Here is a 15068-nt window from a genome sequence, read left to right as displayed (position 1 = left end):
ACTACTGCTGTAACGAATCAGCGCCCGGCAACTAAAGCCTTTATCCGAAAATGCTTGCTTTCGAACTTCCAGCTTTCAACGCCAGTCAAAAAAAAACGCTTTCTTAACGTAATATCCAATCAATGGTTTCTGTAAGCGTTTCGCCATTGCGGTTGTAAGCACTTCACGCGAGAAACGTCTGCCTACTGCAAAATTAAAAATGTTTTATCCAGCGCTTTTTCACATTTCTTTCAAAAAAATGCGCCTAATCTCACTCGATAACAGCCGTTTCGCTGCCGCTGCGTAAACGTTTATCTGCTCGACCTTGACGTCAGACATCCACCGTTCCGCTCGCCTCAACCCTAACTCTTTGATGCAGCTTTTCTTTTATCGTCTAGGCTGCCATTGGATCCATGCTTGTAGCTTGGCTGCAGGCTATTCATCTTCGAGGTGTCCATGAGTCAAGCTTTCCTTCCGTTCTCCCGGCCCAGTATTGGCGAGGAGGAAGTTGCCGCCGTAGAGCAAGTATTGCGCTCCGGTTGGATCACCACCGGCCCGAAAAACCAACAACTTGAAGAGCAGTTCGCCAACTTTGTCGGCTGTCGCCATGCGGTTGCACTTTCGTCGGCCACCGGCGGTATGCACATCACATTGTTGGCATTGGGCATCGGCCCCGGTGACGAAGTGATCACCCCCTCACAGACCTGGGTGTCTACCGCCAACATGATCTGCCTGCTGGGGGCCACGCCGGTATTCGTCGACGTGGACCGCGACACCTTGATGAGTGACCTGGCGAGTATTGAAGCGGCCATCACACCGCGCACCAAGGCGATCATTCCGGTGCATTACGCCGGCGCGGCGTTCGACCTCGATCCGCTTTATGCCCTGGCGCAGCGGCATGGCATCCCGGTGATCGAAGACGCCGCCCATGCCGCCGGCACTTACTACAAAGGCCGGCCTGTCGGGGCCAAGGGCACGGCGATCTTCTCGTTCCACGCGATCAAGAACATGACCTGCGCAGAAGGCGCGATGTTCGTCAGCGACGATGAGGCGCTCGCCACCCGGGTGCGCATGCTCAAGTTCCATGGCCTCGGCGTCGATGCCTACGACCGCCTGACCCATGGTCGCAAGCCCCAGGCCCAAGTGGTGGAGCCCGGTTTCAAATACAACCTGGCCGACATCAACGCCGCCATCGCCCTGGTACAACTGGCGCGGCTGGAGGAGATCAACGCCAAGCGTACCGAACTGGCCCAGGTCTACCTGCAACGGTTGGAAGGCTCGACGGTGCAACCGCTGGCGATCCCGACGTATCCGCAACAACATGCCTGGCACCTCTTCGTCCTGCGCATCGACGCCGAGCGTTGCGGACTGGACCGCGAAGCGTTCATGAAGGCCCTGCAAGAGCAAAACATCGGCACCGGCATCCATTTCATCGCCACGCACCTGCACACCTATTACCGCCAGCGTTTTCCCAACCTCTACCTGCCCAACACCGAATGGAATTCGGCGCGCCTGTGCTCCATTCCGCTGTTCCCCGACATGACCGTCGCCGATGTACATCGCGTGGTCGACACCATTGAAAACGTCCTGGAAACACGCCTGTGAGACCTTACCCAATCAACTGTGTATCGATCGTGATTCCGGTCTACAACGAAGAGGACAGTTTGCCCGAACTGTTGCGCCGCACCGAAGCGGCGTGTCGGCAACTGCATCACAAGTACGAAATTGTCTTGGTCGACGACGGCAGCCGTGACGACTCGGCGCAGATACTGGAGCAAGCCGCGTCGCTGCGGGGTAGTCCGGTCGTCGCGGTGATTCTCAACCGGAACTACGGCCAGCACGCGGCAATCATGGCAGGCTTCGAGCAGTGCACGGGCGACGTCATCATTACCCTGGACGCCGACCTGCAGAACCCGCCTGAAGAAATCCCGCGCCTGGTGGCCCAGGCCGAGCTGGGCTACGACGTGGTCGCCACGGTGCGCAGCAACCGCCAGGACTCGGCCCTGCGGCGCTGGCCATCGAAACTGATCAACCTGGCGGTACGCCGTTCCACCGGGGTGTCCATGAGCGACTACGGATGCATGCTCCGGGCTTATCGGCGCTCCATTGTCGACGCCATGCTCGCCTGCCGCGAACGCAGCACGTTCATCCCGATCCTGGCCAACAGCTTCGCCCGGCACACCACCGAAATCCCGGTGAACCATGCCGAGCGCGAACATGGGGAGTCCAAGTACAGCCCCATGCGCCTGGTCAACCTGATGTTCGACCTGATCACCTGCATGACCACCACGCCGTTGCGACTGCTGAGCATCGTCGGCTTCGCCATGGCCGCCCTCGGCGTGTTGTTCGCCATCGCGTTGATCATCCTGCGCCTGGTCTTCGGCGCTGGATGGGCCGGTGGCGGCACGTTCGTGCTGTTCGCCGTGCTGTTCGTCTTCACCGGCGGACAGTTCATCGGCATGGGGCTCTTGGGCGAATACCTGGGGCGGATGTACAGCGACGTTCGCGCCCGTCCCCGGTTCTTCGTCGAGAAAGTCCTGCGTGGACAACCCGCTACGCCCGCCCCCGCTGTCACCGTTGACGGACTCACTTCCACTTCTACAGACCAGGTTCTTTCATGAGTGCAAAAGCCGTAGTTTTCGCGTACCACGACATTGGCTGTGCGGGCATCGAGACCCTGCTCAGCGCGGGCTTCGAGATCGCCGCCGTGTTTACCCACGCCGACGATCCGAAAGAGAACGCCTTTTACGGCTCCGTTGCGCAACTCTGCGCACGCAACGGCATCGCGGTCCACGCCCCCGAAGATGCCAACCACCCATTGTGGATCGAGCGTATCGCCAAGCTCGACCCCGACTACCTGTTCTCGTTCTATTACCGTCACCTGCTGAGCGAGCCGCTGCTGGCGACCGCCCGCAAAGGCGCGTTCAACCTGCATGGCTCGCTGTTGCCGCGTTATCGCGGACGGGCCCCGGTCAACTGGGTCCTGGTCAACGGTGAAACCGAGACCGGCGTGACCTTGCACCGAATGGTCAAGCGTGCCGATGCCGGCGCGATCCTCGCCCAGCAGAAGGTGACCATCGAACAGAGCGACACCGCGTTGACGCTGCACGGCAAGCTGCGCCTGGCCGCCACCGACCTGCTGCGTGACACGTTGCCGGCGTTGCTCGCCGGAACCGTCAGCGAGCGGGAACAGGATGAGTCCCAGGCCAGCGTCTTCGGCCGGCGCACGGCGGCCGACGGCAAGTTGGCCTGGAAGCGCCCGGCACAGGAGTTGTTCAACCTCGTGCGTGCCGTGACCCAGCCGTATCCGGGCGCTTTCTGCGCCGTGGGCGAGCACAAGTTGATCGTCTGGAGCGCGCAAGTCGTGCCCGGCAACGAAGGCCAGGCGCCTGGCCGGGTGATCAGCGTCGATCCGTTGCGCATTGCCTGCGGCGAAGACTCGCTGGTGATCACGGCCGGTCAGCGCAATGACAACGGCTTGTACCTCAGCGGCCCGCAATTGGCCGATGAATTGGGCCTGGTGGACGGTTCCCTGCTTCACGGCACCGACTCCCGGCGAACGTCGCGGCGTACTCGCGTACTGATCCTGGGCGTCAACGGGTTCATTGGCAATCACCTGTCCGAACGCCTGCTGCGCGATGACAAGTACGAGGTCTACGGCCTCGACATCGGCTCCGACGCCATCGACCGCCTGCGCAGCCATCCGCGTTTTCACTTCGTCGAAGGCGATATCAGCATCCACTCCGAATGGATCGAGTACCACATCAAGAAGTGCGACGTGATCCTGCCGCTGGTGGCCATCGCCACGCCGATCGAGTACACCCGCAACCCGTTGCGGGTCTTCGAACTGGACTTCGAGGAAAACCTGAAGCTGGTTCGCTACTGCGTCAAATACAACAAGCGCGTGATCTTTCCGTCGACCTCGGAAGTCTATGGCATGTGCCAGGACAGCAACTTCAACGAAGACACCTCCAACCTGGTGGTCGGCCCGATCAACAAGCAGCGCTGGATCTATTCGGTTTCCAAGCAGCTGCTCGATCGTGTGATCTGGGCCTACGGCCAGAAAGGCCTGAACTTCACGCTGTTCCGCCCCTTCAACTGGATGGGCCCGCGCCTGGACCGCCTGGACTCGGCGCGGATCGGCAGTTCCCGAGCCATCACCCAGTTGATCCTCAACCTGGTGGAAGGCACGCCGATTCGCCTGTTCGACGGTGGTGGGCAGAAACGTTGCTTCACGGACATCGCCGACGGCGTCGAGGCCCTGGCGCGGATCATCGACAACGAGAACGATGCCTGCAACGGGCAGATCATCAACATCGGCAACCCGGACAACGAAGCCAGCATCCGCCAACTGGGCGAAGAGCTGCTGCGGCAGTTCGAAATGCACCCCCTGCGCCGCAATTTTCCACCGTTCGCGGGCTTTCGCGAGGTCGAAAGCAAGGCGTTCTATGGCAACGGTTACCAGGATGTGTCGCACCGCAAGCCGAGCATCGACAATGCCCGCCGCCTGTTGGGCTGGACCCCCACCGTGCAAATGCAGGAAACCATCGGTAACACGCTGGACTTCTTCTTGCGCGAGGCCATGCGCGAAATCGCGGAGCACGCTGCAGAAGAAGCCTGCTGATGCGGGCAGGCCTTCGAATCGATGTCGACACCTACCGTGGCACGCGTGACGGCGTACCACGGTTGCTGGACATGCTTGAGGAAGCACAGGTCAAGGCCACGTTCTTTTTCAGTGTCGGGCCGGACAACATGGGGCGCCATCTGTGGCGCCTGATCCGGCCGCAGTTCCTGTGGAAGATGTTGCGCTCCAACGCCGCCGGGCTGTACGGCTGGGACATCCTGCTGGCCGGCACCGCCTGGCCGGGCAAGCCCATCGGCCGCGACCTGGGGCACCTGATGCGCCAGGCCCGGGCCGCCGGTCATGAAGTGGGCCTGCACGCCTGGGATCACCACGCCTGGCAGGCCAATGCCGGGCGCTGGAGCCAGGGGCAATTGATCGAACAGCTTCGCCAGGGCGTGGACAGCCTCAGCGACATCCTCGGGGAAAAAATCGAGTGCTCCGCAGCCGCCGGTTGGCGGGCGGATGAGCGCGTGATCGAGGCCAAGCAAGCGTTCGGCTTTCGCTACAACAGCGACTGCCGCGGCCACAGCCTGTTCCAGCCAGTACTGGCCGGGGGCAGCGTGGGCGCACCACAGATACCGGTGGACCTGCCGACGTTCGATGAGGTGGTTGGGCCAGAACTTGCTGCCAACGACTACAACGCCTTCATCTTGCAGCGCTTCTCCCCCCAAAAACTCAACGTCTACACGATCCACGCCGAAGTAGAAGGAATTTTGATGGCGAACGATTTCCGTCGTCTGCTGGCCGAAGCGCGCCGGCAAGACATTGTGTTTGAACCCCTGGGCGCACTGCTGCCTGAATCCCCCACCACCTTGCCCACTGGCCAGGTGGTGCGTGGCACTCTCGAAGGACGTGAAGGCTGGCTGGGAGTGCAAGGGGCATGAGCAAACGCTGGGGTTTACCGCTGCTGCTCGGGCTGTTCCTGCTGGCCTACCTGCTGCCATTGGGCAGCCATGGGTTGTGGATTCCCGATGAAACACGCTACGCGCAGATCAGCCAGGACATGCTGCTGAGCGGCAATTGGATCTCGCCGCATTTCATGAGCCTGCGCTACTTCGAAAAACCCATAGCCGGTTACTGGATGATCGCCCTCGGCCAGGCCGTGTTCGGCAACAACCTGTTTGGTGTGCGCATCGCCTCGGCCCTTAGCATCGGGCTCAGCGTGCTGCTGTGCTACCTGCTCGCCCGCCGGCTCTGGAACGACTCGCGCAAGAGCTTTGCCTGCGCCTTGCTGTACATGAGTCTCACGGTGATTGCCGGTGCGGCAGGCTACGCCAACCTCGATCCGCAATTCACCCTCTGGGTCAACCTGAGCCTGGTGGCGCTGTGGTTCGCACTGGACAGTGTCGCCCGCACGCAACGGCTGATCGGCTGGACGGTATTGGGGCTGGCCTGTGGCATGGGGTTTCTGACCAAGGGCTTTCTCGCCTGGTTGCTGCCGGTACTCATCGCCCTGCCGTGGATGGTCTGGCAAAAGCGCTGGCGCGAGCTGCTGGCCTACGGTCCATGGGCCATTGTCGTGGCCATTGCCGTCAGTCTGCCTTGGGCCCTGGCGATCCACGCGCAAGAACCGGACTACTGGCGGTTCTTCTTCTGGCACGAACACATCCGCCGCTTCGCCGGGGACGACGCCCAGCATGACGCGCCGTGGTGGTACTACCTGCCGTTGCTGGTGGCGTTCAGCCTGCCCTGGATGGCGCTGTTGCCAGCGGCGTTGCGCCAGGCCTGGCAGACACGGCGCGAGGCGAACATCGCGTTCCTGTCGTTGTGGCTGTTGATGCCTCTGCTGTTCTTCAGCCTCAGCAAGGGCAAATTGCCCAGCTACATCCTGCCTTGCCTGCTGCCCTTGTCCTTGCTGCTGGGGCATACGCTGGTGGAACGGCTCAAGCGCGACCAGCGGCGAACCCTGGGACTCAACGGACTGCTGAACCTGGTCCTGGGCCTGGTCGCCTTGCTGGCACTGGCCTATCTGCAACTGAAAAAACCGCTGTACGTCCATGAGCCCTACACGCTGCTCCTGGTGTTCATGGCCTTGATCGGCTGGGTCGTGGCGAACCTGCTGCAGGCCCTCAGCCCATTGCGATGCTGGGCGGCACCGGCGTTCGGCAGCCTGCTGCTGATCGCATTGCTGCCGGCCGGACTGCCGCGCTCGGTGGTTGCCAACAAGATGCCCGACCAGTTCATCGCCGCTCACCTGGACGAACTCGGCCAGGTCAACAGCCTGTTGAGCAATGACCTGGGGGCTGCGTCGGCCTTGGCCTGGCGCCTCAAGCGTCCCCAAGTGGCGTTGTACAACACCATTGGCGAACTCAAGTACGGCCTCGCCTACCCCGACGGGATCCAGCAGCGGGTCGACACACCGCAGGTGCAAGCGTGGATGCAGGAGGCGCGTCGCAACGGCTCGGTCGGCGTGCTCATGCGCGTCAAAGGTGACGAAGAACTGCAGGAAATCGAACGGCTGCCCCAGGACGGTGTGCGTTACGAAAGCGGCAACCTGGTCATTCTGATATTCCCCCGGGAGCCGGCATGAGCCTGTTGCTGTTATTGGCCGCCTGCGCTCTGACGTGCCTGGGCCAGATTGCCCAGAAGTGCGCCGTCGAAGGCTGGCGCGGCCAGTCGACGGGCTGGGCCGAGAAACTGCGCTCGCCATGGTTGTGGCTGGCGCTGGCCGCATTGGGCGCCGGCCTGCTGGTGTGGCTGCTGGTGCTGCAACGCCTGGAAGTCGGCATCGCCTACCCGATGCTGAGCCTGAATTTCGTGTTGATCACCCTGATCGCCCGGTTCGTTTTCCACGAAACCGTCGACCGCCGCCATTGGCTGGGCGTGGCCCTGGTGCTGGGCGGTGTCGTGCTACTGGGGCAACACGCATGAACCTGCGTCGCGGCCTCTTTTTTGCGCTGGGCAGCGTAGCGCTCGTCAGCGCCGCGCAATTGGGCCTGCGCTGGAGCATGAGTCGCCTGCCGCTGCCCGGTGCCTGGCCTGGCGCCAGCGTCGATCCGATGGCAGTGGCCGTGGTCGTGCTGGGCATCGGCGCCTATGCCTTGTCGATGCTCAGTTGGCTGCTTGCCTTGCGGGACCTGCCGCTGGGTCGCGCTTATTCGCTGCTGAGTATCAGCTACGCGTTGGTGTACCTGCTCGCCGCCACGCTCCCGGCCTTCAACGAAACGTTCAACCTGACCAAAAGCCTGGGGGTGGCCTTGGTCATCCTTGGCGTCCTCACCATCAATTTTCGACCTGTCCCTGAGACGGACCCCAGGAGTGCATCATGAAAATCAGTGTGTTCGGTAGTGGCTATGTCGGCCTGGTCCAGGCCACCGTCCTGGCGGAAGTCGGTCACGATGTCATCTGCATGGACATCGACGCAGGTAAAGTCGCGGCCCTCAACCAAGGGCAGGTCAGCATTTTCGAACCGGGCCTGGCAGACCTGGTGAAAGAGAACCTGGCTGACGGACGCCTGCACTTCACCAGCGAGGAAACGCTGGCCGTGGAGCACGGCGAGGTGCTGTTCATTGCCGTGGGCACCCCGTCGCGTCCCGATGGCTCGGCAGACTTGAGCAGCGTGTTCGCCGTCGGCGACGCAATCGCCCGGCACCGCAGCAAGCCCGTCATCATCGTCGAGAAGTCGACGGTACCCGTTGGCACCGGTGACGCCTTGGGCGATCGGATCGACGAAACCTTGCGACGCGTCGGTCGGACACTGGATTTCGATATCGTTTCCAACCCGGAATTTCTCAAGGAAGGTTCGGCCGTGGCCGACTGCCGGCGGCCAGACCGCATCGTCATTGGTTGCGAGCGCGATGAAGTGCGCGAGGTGATGCGCGAACTGTATGCGCCGTTCAACCGCAACCACGACCGGATCATGTTCATGGACCTGCGCAGCGCCGAGCTGACCAAGTACGCCGCCAACTGCATGCTGGCCACCAAGATCAGCTTCATCAACCAGATCGCCGAATTGGCCGAACACCTGGGCGCCGACGTTGAATCCGTGCGCCTGGGCATCGGCGCCGACTCCCGCATCGGTTATGACTTTATCTACGCCGGCTGCGGCTACGGCGGCTCGTGCTTTCCCAAGGACATGCGCGCACTGATCCACAGCGCCCAGCAAGCCCATTGCTCCGATGACCTGTTGCAGGCCGTGGAGGCGATCAACCAACGGCAGAAGCACAAGTTGTTCGAGCGCATCAATGCGTTCTACAAGGGCGACCTGCGTGGCCGGACTTTCGCCGTGTGGGGCTTGGCGTTCAAGCCCAACACCGACGACATGCGCGACGCCCCCAGTCGCGTGCTCATGGAAGCCCTGTGGGACGTCGGTGCCCATGTCCGGGCTTACGACCCCGAGGCGATGCAACAAACCCAATCGCTGTACCACGATCACCCTGGCCTGAGCCTGATGGGCACGCCGGAAGCGACCTTGAGCGGTGCCGATGCGCTGATCATCTGCACCGAGTGGCAGCAGTTCAAGGCGCCAGATTTCGACCTGATCCACAAACGGCTCAAAGCCCCGGTGATCTTCGATGGGCGCAACCTGTACGACGCCGAGCGCCTGGCCCAACGGGGTTTCCAGTACTTCCCGATGGGGCGCGGCGATTCGTGCAAGCTGCCTATCCCGCATCAAAAATGGAATGCCCGGATCGCCAGCTGACGCCTCAGGGCACTGACGCAGGTTCGTTGAGAATCAGGCTGCGATAGTGCCCCGGGTTGGAACCGGACCACTTGCGAAACGCCTTGTAGAATGAGCTGGCATCGGCAAAACCCAGGCGGCTGGCAATCTCGACGAAACTGACGGAGGGCTCGGCCAGCCAGCCGATTGCCAGCTCTTTGCGCACGCTGTCCTTGATGCCCTGGTACGTCTGCCCCTCCTCCGCCAGGCGTCGGCGCAAGGTGGAGGCGGACACGCACAACTGCTGGGCAAGGGCCTCGGTTTCCGGCCACCGTTCGGCGGGCAGCTGGCGCAGGTCCTGCCTGATGCGGCTGGCCAGGCTTTGCGGGTCGCGGTATTTGACCAGGATGTTGGCGGGCGCCTGGGCCAGGAAGCGCTTGAGCTCGTCCGGGGTGCGCCTGATGGGCTGGTCCAGGCATTCGGCGGAAAAGATCATCCGTGTGCGCGGCCGGTCGAAGCGCAGGTTCTGGGAAAACATCACGCGGTAGTCGTCGCAAAAATCCGGCGCCGGACAGCGCAGTTCCACCGCCAGGATCGGGATGCGCCGCCCGGCCAGCCAGCAGGCCACGCCGTGGACGATCATCCAGTAGGTGAAATAGGTAAAGGCCCGGCGCGGGTCCTTGTCGTCTTCCAGCAGGACGATTTCGGCCAGGCTCTGCTGGCGAACCCACTGGGCCGGCAAGTGTTCGAGCATCAGTGACAGAAAGCCCAGCCCCGCCGTCAACCCCGCCGCCAGGGTTGGCTGGGCCATGGCGCACTGGCAGAGAAACGCCAGGCTGCCGGACTTGAGCTTGCGCGGGTCCATGCCAAAGAACTCATCGTCCAAACGCCTGGCCAGCAAGCGCCAGAGCCGTGCGTAGGCAGGGGCCGGCACGCGCGCCAGTGGGTCGTCGAGCCACCCGGGATCGATGCCGACCTTGCCCAGCACTTCATCGGTGGCCGGTCCCGGGGCGCAGCTTTGCAGCAACGCCTCACGGACCAACTGGATGGAGATGGTGTCTTTTTCCGACATGACGCGCTTGATCACAAGATCCGGTAAAGCAGTCGCTCGATCCGCACCCGGCTGACCCGCTTGAGGAACTTGGCCACCGCCGCCGGATAGTCCGGCAGGCTTTCAAGGTCCAGGAAGCGCTGGATCCGGCGGGTGTGTCGCATGATCTGTTCGAGTTCGGCCTGGCGCGGTGCAAGCAACTCCCCCTTGGGGTCGTCCAGCAACAGGGCGTTCTCCAGGTCCAGGCGGAAGGCCCGTGGGTTGAGGTTGTTGCCAGTCAGCAAGGTGTAGCGCTCATCGACCCACATGCCCTTGAGGTGATAGGTGTTGTCGCCATCGCGCCACAAGTGCAGGTTCAACTGCCCGCTGTCGATGAAGCGCTGGTGCCGCTTGGCGAAGCGTCGCAGGCTGATTTCGTAGAGATACGGCAACGCGGCGATGATCTTGAACGGTTCGCTCGGCGGGATGAAGAAGTCGTTGGCAGTCTTGTCGCCGACGATGATGTCGATCTTCACGCCGCGCGCCAACGCACGGTTCAGTTCGCGGGTCACGGCCAGTGGCAGGTTGAAATATGGCGTGCAGATGGTCAGCTGCTGACGGCTGCTGGCGATCAACTCGCCGATCACCCGGCTCAGCGGGTTGTTCTTGCCCACGCCCAGCAACGGGCTCACCGACAGGCCGCTCTTGTCGAGGCTGCCTGCGGTGGTGTCATACGCCGCGTACTTGAGGCGACTGCGCAGGTCACCGATGTCCTTGCGCAGGCTGCGGGTGCTGGGGAGGTTCGGCAGGTCGAGGCGATGGACCGCCTTGGACGCGACCAGACCGTGCTGCACCAGATGATGCATCGAGTCGGCCAGTGCCGCGTTTTGCAACAGGTGATAGCGGTCATAGCGGTACTTGTCGAACTTGTGCAAGTACACGTTATTGAGGCTGGCACCGCTGTACAGCACGCAATCGTCGATCACGAAGCCCTTCAAGTGCAGCACGCCGAACAACTCGCGGGTCTGCACTGGCACGCCGTAGATCGGCACTTCGCTGGCATGGGTACGGGTCTGTTCCTGATACCACGCCGAGTTGCCCGGCTGCTTCTTGGCACCGATCAGCCCACGCTGGGCCCGCATCCAGTCCACCACCACCGCCACATCCAGCTCGGGACGTGCGGCTTTGGCAGCGTGCAAGGCATCGAGGATTTCCTGGCCGGCCTCATCCTGTTGCAGGTACAGGGCGACGATGTAGATGCGCTGGGTGGCCTGGGCGATTTTCTCCAGCAGGCAACGGCGAAACTCGGCGGCGCCATCGAGGATGGTCACTGCGTCGGCGGTCAGGGCAAAGCTGCGCAGCTTGGGCAGCAGGGAGCGTTTGAAGAGCGACGGCATAGGGCTCGCAATAGGTCGATTCCGAAGAGCGGATGAGCTTACACCATGACGCGTCGGTTTGGACCTGTAGGAGCAAAGCTTGATGGCGATGAGGCCACTCCAGACGCCCAAACCCTGTGGCGAGGTCCGACGCCCCGGGCGCAGCAATCGTAAACCAGGCAATGCGGTTTGCCTGAAGCAATGCAGAGGCCTGCTTTGCAGGCCAGCGGGAGCAAGCTCCCTCGCCACAGGGACCGGGTTGTCTGGAGTGGCTTCGTTGCCAGCAAGTCTGGCTACCACAAGAAAAAAAGTTGACCAAGGAGAACGATCGTTCTACTGTCGCTCCATGAACGAAGTAACTGCTAATGAAACACGAGACATCATCCTCGATGTCGCCGAGAAGTTGATCTATAGAAGTGGCATCGCTGCCACCGGCATGGACCTTCTGGTGAAAACCGCCGGCGTCTCCAGGAAAAGTGTCTACCGCTATTTCGCCAACAAGGACGAGCTGGTCGTGGCCGCCCTGAAGCGGCGCGATGAGCGCTGGATGCAGTGGTTCAGCACCGAGGTGGACAAGGCGCCGACCCCGGCCGCCCGACTGCTCAACCTGTTCACGGTGCTCAAAGGCTGGTTCGACAGCGAAGGTTTTCGCGGCTGTGCGTTCATCAACACCAGCGGTGAAACCGGCGATGCGCAGGATCCGGTCCGCCAGGTGGCGAAGTTGCATAAGCAAAAATTGCTCGAATACGTGACCCGGCTGTGCCTGGAGCAAGGTGTCGAGCACCCGGACGCACTGGCCCACCAGCTGCTGATTCTGATTGACGGCGCCATTACCGTCGCGCTGGTGATGGGTGATCACAGCGCGGCCGACCGCGCCCAGGACATGCTGAAAGTGTTGTTGCCTGTGGCCATGCCACACGTTTGACCCGCTGAACCGCCGTGCCATTCATTCAATGACTCACTGGAGATTCGCCATGCCTGCCTCTTCTGAAGTTCGTCCGCCGTTGCCGCCGTTCACCCGTGAATCGGCGATCGAGAAAGTTCGCCTGGCCGAGGACGGCTGGAACTCGCGTGACCCGCAACGGGTTTCCCTGGCCTACACACGAGACACCCAATGGCGTAACCGCGCCGAATTCGTCCATGACCGCGAGGAAGCCAAGGCATTCCTGACACGCAAATGGGCCAAGGAGCTCGACTACCGGCTGATCAAGGAGCTCTGGGCCTTCACCGACAACCGCATTGCAGTGCGTTATGCCTACGAATGGCACGACGATTCGGGCAACTGGTTCCGTTCTTACGGCAACGAAAACTGGGAGTTCGACGAGCACGGCCTGATGCGCAATCGCTACGCCTGCATCAACGACCTGCCCATCAAGGAAAGCGAACGCAAATACCACTGGCCGCTGGGGCGTCGGCCGGATGACCATCCGGGGTTGTCTGAACTGGGGCTGTAACCCCACCGCCGCTTTCGCGAGCAAGCTCGCTCCCACAGTTTTTGGTAGACAAGCGGCCCATGGCGAGGGTTGACCGGCGGTTCGCCAGGCATCACATTGCGTAAGCGCCCCTTTGGTCCGAGGTCGTTCGCTGTGTTGCAGACGTTGTGGAGCCCATGACTGCGTCGATTCCGATTCGTCCCCCCTGCCCGCCCGGCGTTTGCGACTGCGGGCGCGATGCGTTGTTGCAGGCGCCTGGCAGCGACCTGCGTATCCTCTGCCTGAATCGCCAGGAAGAAAAACGCCTGCTCGAACGACTGGAAAACATCCAGAGCCTCGACGAGCTGGAGCGTTTGCAACAACGGATGCACGAGAACCTGGGGATCCGCGTGACCATCGAGCCGGGTTACAACGAGGTCCGCACCATGCGTGGCATCGCCATCGAGTTCCAGGCGCAACCCGGTCTGTGCCGCAAGATCCGTCAGTCGATCCCGGCCGCGATCCGCCGCGGGTTGGAGAAACGTCCCGAAATCGCCTGGCGACTGTTGGACGCACACGACCTGTTTCGCGACGCCTGACGGTCAGCCCGCTTTGCGCAGACGGTGCAGGAACTCGGTTCTTTTCGCCTGGTCCGCCTGTTCCTTCGCCAGCAGTTGCGGCAATAGATCCGAGGCCTGTTGCGGATCGAGGATGAACACCCCGTCATCATCGCCGAGGGCGATGTCCCCGGGCCGCACCGTGACGCCCGCGACCCGGATCGTCTGGTTGACCTCTCCCGACAGGCCAAGGCTGCGGGTGGTAAAAGCACTGACGCCGCGACTGAACACCGGCAAACGATGGGCACGCAAGGCCGCCACGTCGGTGACCGCGCCGCACACCACGACGCCGGCCAGCCCCTTGATCAGGCCGGCCAGGGTACGCAGCTCGCCCCAACAGGCGCAGTCGGGATCACCCACGCATTCCACCACCAACACATCCCCGGGCTCGCTGAGCAACAACGCCTCGCGCAGCACGCTGCCGTCGGGCGTGAACAGCTTGACCGTGACGACTCTGCCCACCATGTGCAGGTTGTCGAACAGCGGCCGAATGCCTCGCAGGTATCCGCTTTCGGTGAAGTGCCCAAGGGTGGACGACGCAATGTTCTGGTATTGCGCCACCAGCGAATCGGTAACACCGGCTCGCGGGGGCGCGATTGATTGATTCATGACTTTTTTCTCTTTCGCAGCAACGGGCAGACCGAACAGTATTCGACCGGGTTGCTGGCCTGGTAATAGAAGCAACAGGTACGCCGCAACCGCCGACAGCCCAGCCCGTTTTCCAAGGGCATGGGGGCACGGCGAAAATGCCGCAGTGGGTTGTAGTCCAGGCCAAACAGCGCCGGCTCGGCCTGGTTCAGCAGCCAATCGAAATCGGCAGCGATACGCCGTCGTACTAGCGGGTCCTGCAGGCTTTCCAGGCGCTTGTCATACAGCGAATACACCCGCACGGCGGTGTTTTCCCAGAGGATGCGCCGGGAAATGCCGCTGACCTGGGCAAACAGGTCCCACAGCGGTTTGAGCAGCCCGGCAAACAGGCTGCTGACCAGGGTTTCACGCCAGGCCTCTCGTGCACCGTGGGCATACGCGAGCGGTTCAAGGTCCAGCAATGGCATCGACGAGGTCCATAGGCCCTCGTCGTGACCGTATTCGATGAAGCAATTGTCCGGGGACAACCGCAACCCCTTGTCGCACGCCGACAGGGCGTAAAGGCAGGCATGGGTCGCCAGGAATGCAATCCGTTTGCTCAACAACGACGCGGTAATCGCCCTGGACGGCGACCCCAGTACCGGGGTCAGCTCATCCAGCAAGCGCAGGCACACGCCACCGTTCAACAGTTCATGGGCCGGCAAGGAGCGCGCCACATCCCGCGCCCCTGCCGGTTTCAGCCGCAAGGCACCGCTGAGCACCGTCCATTCACCCTCGGTAAAACCGCCGCTCAAGGCGTTGACCTCAGGCACGGCCCCAAGCATGCTTCTGGCCGCCATGCC

15 protein-coding genes are annotated in these 15068 nt (G+C 62.3%); 11 read left to right on the top strand and 4 right to left on the bottom strand.

The window, feature by feature from the left end:
• The first annotated feature begins 435 nt into the window (after positions 1-435).
• The 8 genes from arnB to ACODSJ_RS04840 are packed head-to-tail and all read left to right on the top strand — an operon-like array spanning position 436 to position 9245.
• Positions 436-1584, top strand: coding sequence for a UDP-4-amino-4-deoxy-L-arabinose aminotransferase (gene arnB, locus ACODSJ_RS04875; RefSeq protein WP_489100650.1), 1149 nt, complete (start codon positions 436-438; stop codon positions 1582-1584).
• Positions 1581-2600 (top strand): undecaprenyl-phosphate 4-deoxy-4-formamido-L-arabinose transferase, encoded by a 1020-nt coding sequence (gene arnC, locus ACODSJ_RS04870; protein ID WP_489100649.1) that lies wholly within the window; start codon positions 1581-1583, stop codon positions 2598-2600. The genes arnB and arnC overlap by 4 nt, the downstream gene beginning before the upstream one ends.
• Positions 2597-4603 (top strand): bifunctional UDP-4-amino-4-deoxy-L-arabinose formyltransferase/UDP-glucuronic acid oxidase ArnA, encoded by a 2007-nt coding sequence (gene arnA / locus ACODSJ_RS04865; RefSeq protein WP_489100648.1) that lies wholly within the window; start codon positions 2597-2599, stop codon positions 4601-4603. Before arnC ends, arnA begins: the two co-directional genes overlap by 4 nt.
• Complete coding sequence (gene arnD / locus ACODSJ_RS04860) at positions 4603-5487, top strand: 4-deoxy-4-formamido-L-arabinose-phosphoundecaprenol deformylase (RefSeq protein WP_489100647.1); 885 nt, start codon at positions 4603-4605, stop codon at positions 5485-5487. The genes arnA and arnD overlap by 1 nt, the downstream gene beginning before the upstream one ends.
• Positions 5484-7133 carry a lipid IV(A) 4-amino-4-deoxy-L-arabinosyltransferase gene (gene arnT, locus ACODSJ_RS04855; protein ID WP_489100646.1) on the top strand — a complete coding sequence of 550 codons (1650 nt, stop codon included), beginning with the start codon at positions 5484-5486 and terminating at the stop codon, positions 7131-7133. Before arnD ends, arnT begins: the two co-directional genes overlap by 4 nt.
• Positions 7130-7474 carry a 4-amino-4-deoxy-L-arabinose-phosphoundecaprenol flippase subunit ArnE gene (gene arnE / locus ACODSJ_RS04850; protein WP_489100645.1) on the top strand — a complete coding sequence of 115 codons (345 nt, stop codon included), beginning with the start codon at positions 7130-7132 and terminating at the stop codon, positions 7472-7474. The genes arnT and arnE overlap by 4 nt, the downstream gene beginning before the upstream one ends.
• Positions 7471-7872 carry a 4-amino-4-deoxy-L-arabinose-phosphoundecaprenol flippase subunit ArnF gene (gene arnF / locus ACODSJ_RS04845; RefSeq protein ID WP_489100644.1) on the top strand — a complete coding sequence of 134 codons (402 nt, stop codon included), beginning with the start codon at positions 7471-7473 and terminating at the stop codon, positions 7870-7872. Before arnE ends, arnF begins: the two co-directional genes overlap by 4 nt.
• Positions 7869-9245 carry a UDP-glucose dehydrogenase family protein gene (locus ACODSJ_RS04840; protein ID WP_489100643.1) on the top strand — a complete coding sequence of 459 codons (1377 nt, stop codon included), beginning with the start codon at positions 7869-7871 and terminating at the stop codon, positions 9243-9245. Before arnF ends, ACODSJ_RS04840 begins: the two co-directional genes overlap by 4 nt.
• Before the next feature lie 4 nt (positions 9246-9249).
• Here ACODSJ_RS04840 and ACODSJ_RS04835 read toward each other — a convergent pair whose 3' ends face one another.
• Together ACODSJ_RS04835 and pssA are read right to left on the bottom strand one after the other, a co-directional pair.
• The gene (locus ACODSJ_RS04835; protein WP_489100642.1) at positions 9250-10275 is read right to left on the bottom strand and encodes an AraC family transcriptional regulator; all 1026 of its coding nucleotides are present in this window, start codon (positions 10273-10275) and stop codon (positions 9250-9252) included.
• An 11-nt stretch (positions 10276-10286) separates the two neighbouring features.
• Positions 10287-11630 (bottom strand): CDP-diacylglycerol--serine O-phosphatidyltransferase, encoded by a 1344-nt coding sequence (gene pssA, locus ACODSJ_RS04830; RefSeq protein ID WP_489100641.1) that lies wholly within the window; start codon positions 11628-11630, stop codon positions 10287-10289.
• Between the two features lie 325 nt (positions 11631-11955).
• Between pssA and ACODSJ_RS04825 the strand changes: the two genes are divergently transcribed.
• The 3 genes from ACODSJ_RS04825 to ACODSJ_RS04815 all read left to right on the top strand — a co-directional run bounded on the left by ACODSJ_RS04825 (position 11956) and on the right by ACODSJ_RS04815 (position 13620).
• A complete protein-coding gene (locus tag ACODSJ_RS04825; protein ID WP_489100640.1) occupies positions 11956-12534 on the top strand; it encodes a TetR/AcrR family transcriptional regulator in 579 nt (192 codons plus the stop codon).
• Positions 12535-12583: 49 nt separating this feature from the next.
• Positions 12584-13063, top strand: a complete 480-nt coding sequence (locus ACODSJ_RS04820) for a nuclear transport factor 2 family protein (RefSeq protein ID WP_489100639.1) — start codon at positions 12584-12586, stop codon at positions 13061-13063.
• 155 nt (positions 13064-13218) lie between these two features.
• Positions 13219-13620: a hypothetical protein gene (locus tag ACODSJ_RS04815; protein WP_489100638.1), complete on the top strand. Its 402-nt coding sequence runs from the start codon at positions 13219-13221 to the stop codon at positions 13618-13620.
• Positions 13621-13623: 3 nt separating this feature from the next.
• Here ACODSJ_RS04815 and ACODSJ_RS04810 read toward each other — a convergent pair whose 3' ends face one another.
• The gene (locus ACODSJ_RS04810; protein ID WP_489100637.1) at positions 13624-14247 is read right to left on the bottom strand and encodes an RraA family protein; all 624 of its coding nucleotides are present in this window, start codon (positions 14245-14247) and stop codon (positions 13624-13626) included.
• Positions 14244-15050 carry an IucA/IucC family C-terminal-domain containing protein gene (locus tag ACODSJ_RS04805; RefSeq protein WP_489100747.1) on the bottom strand — a complete coding sequence of 269 codons (807 nt, stop codon included), beginning with the start codon at positions 15048-15050 and terminating at the stop codon, positions 14244-14246. Before ACODSJ_RS04805 ends, ACODSJ_RS04810 begins: the two co-directional genes overlap by 4 nt.
• Positions 15051-15068 lie beyond the last annotated feature (18 nt).

The sequence above is a fragment of the Pseudomonas sp. FG6 genome (assembly GCF_057809015.1).
The sequence above is the reverse complement of the archived record's forward strand: the minus strand, read 5'-3'. Positions and strand labels throughout refer to the sequence as shown.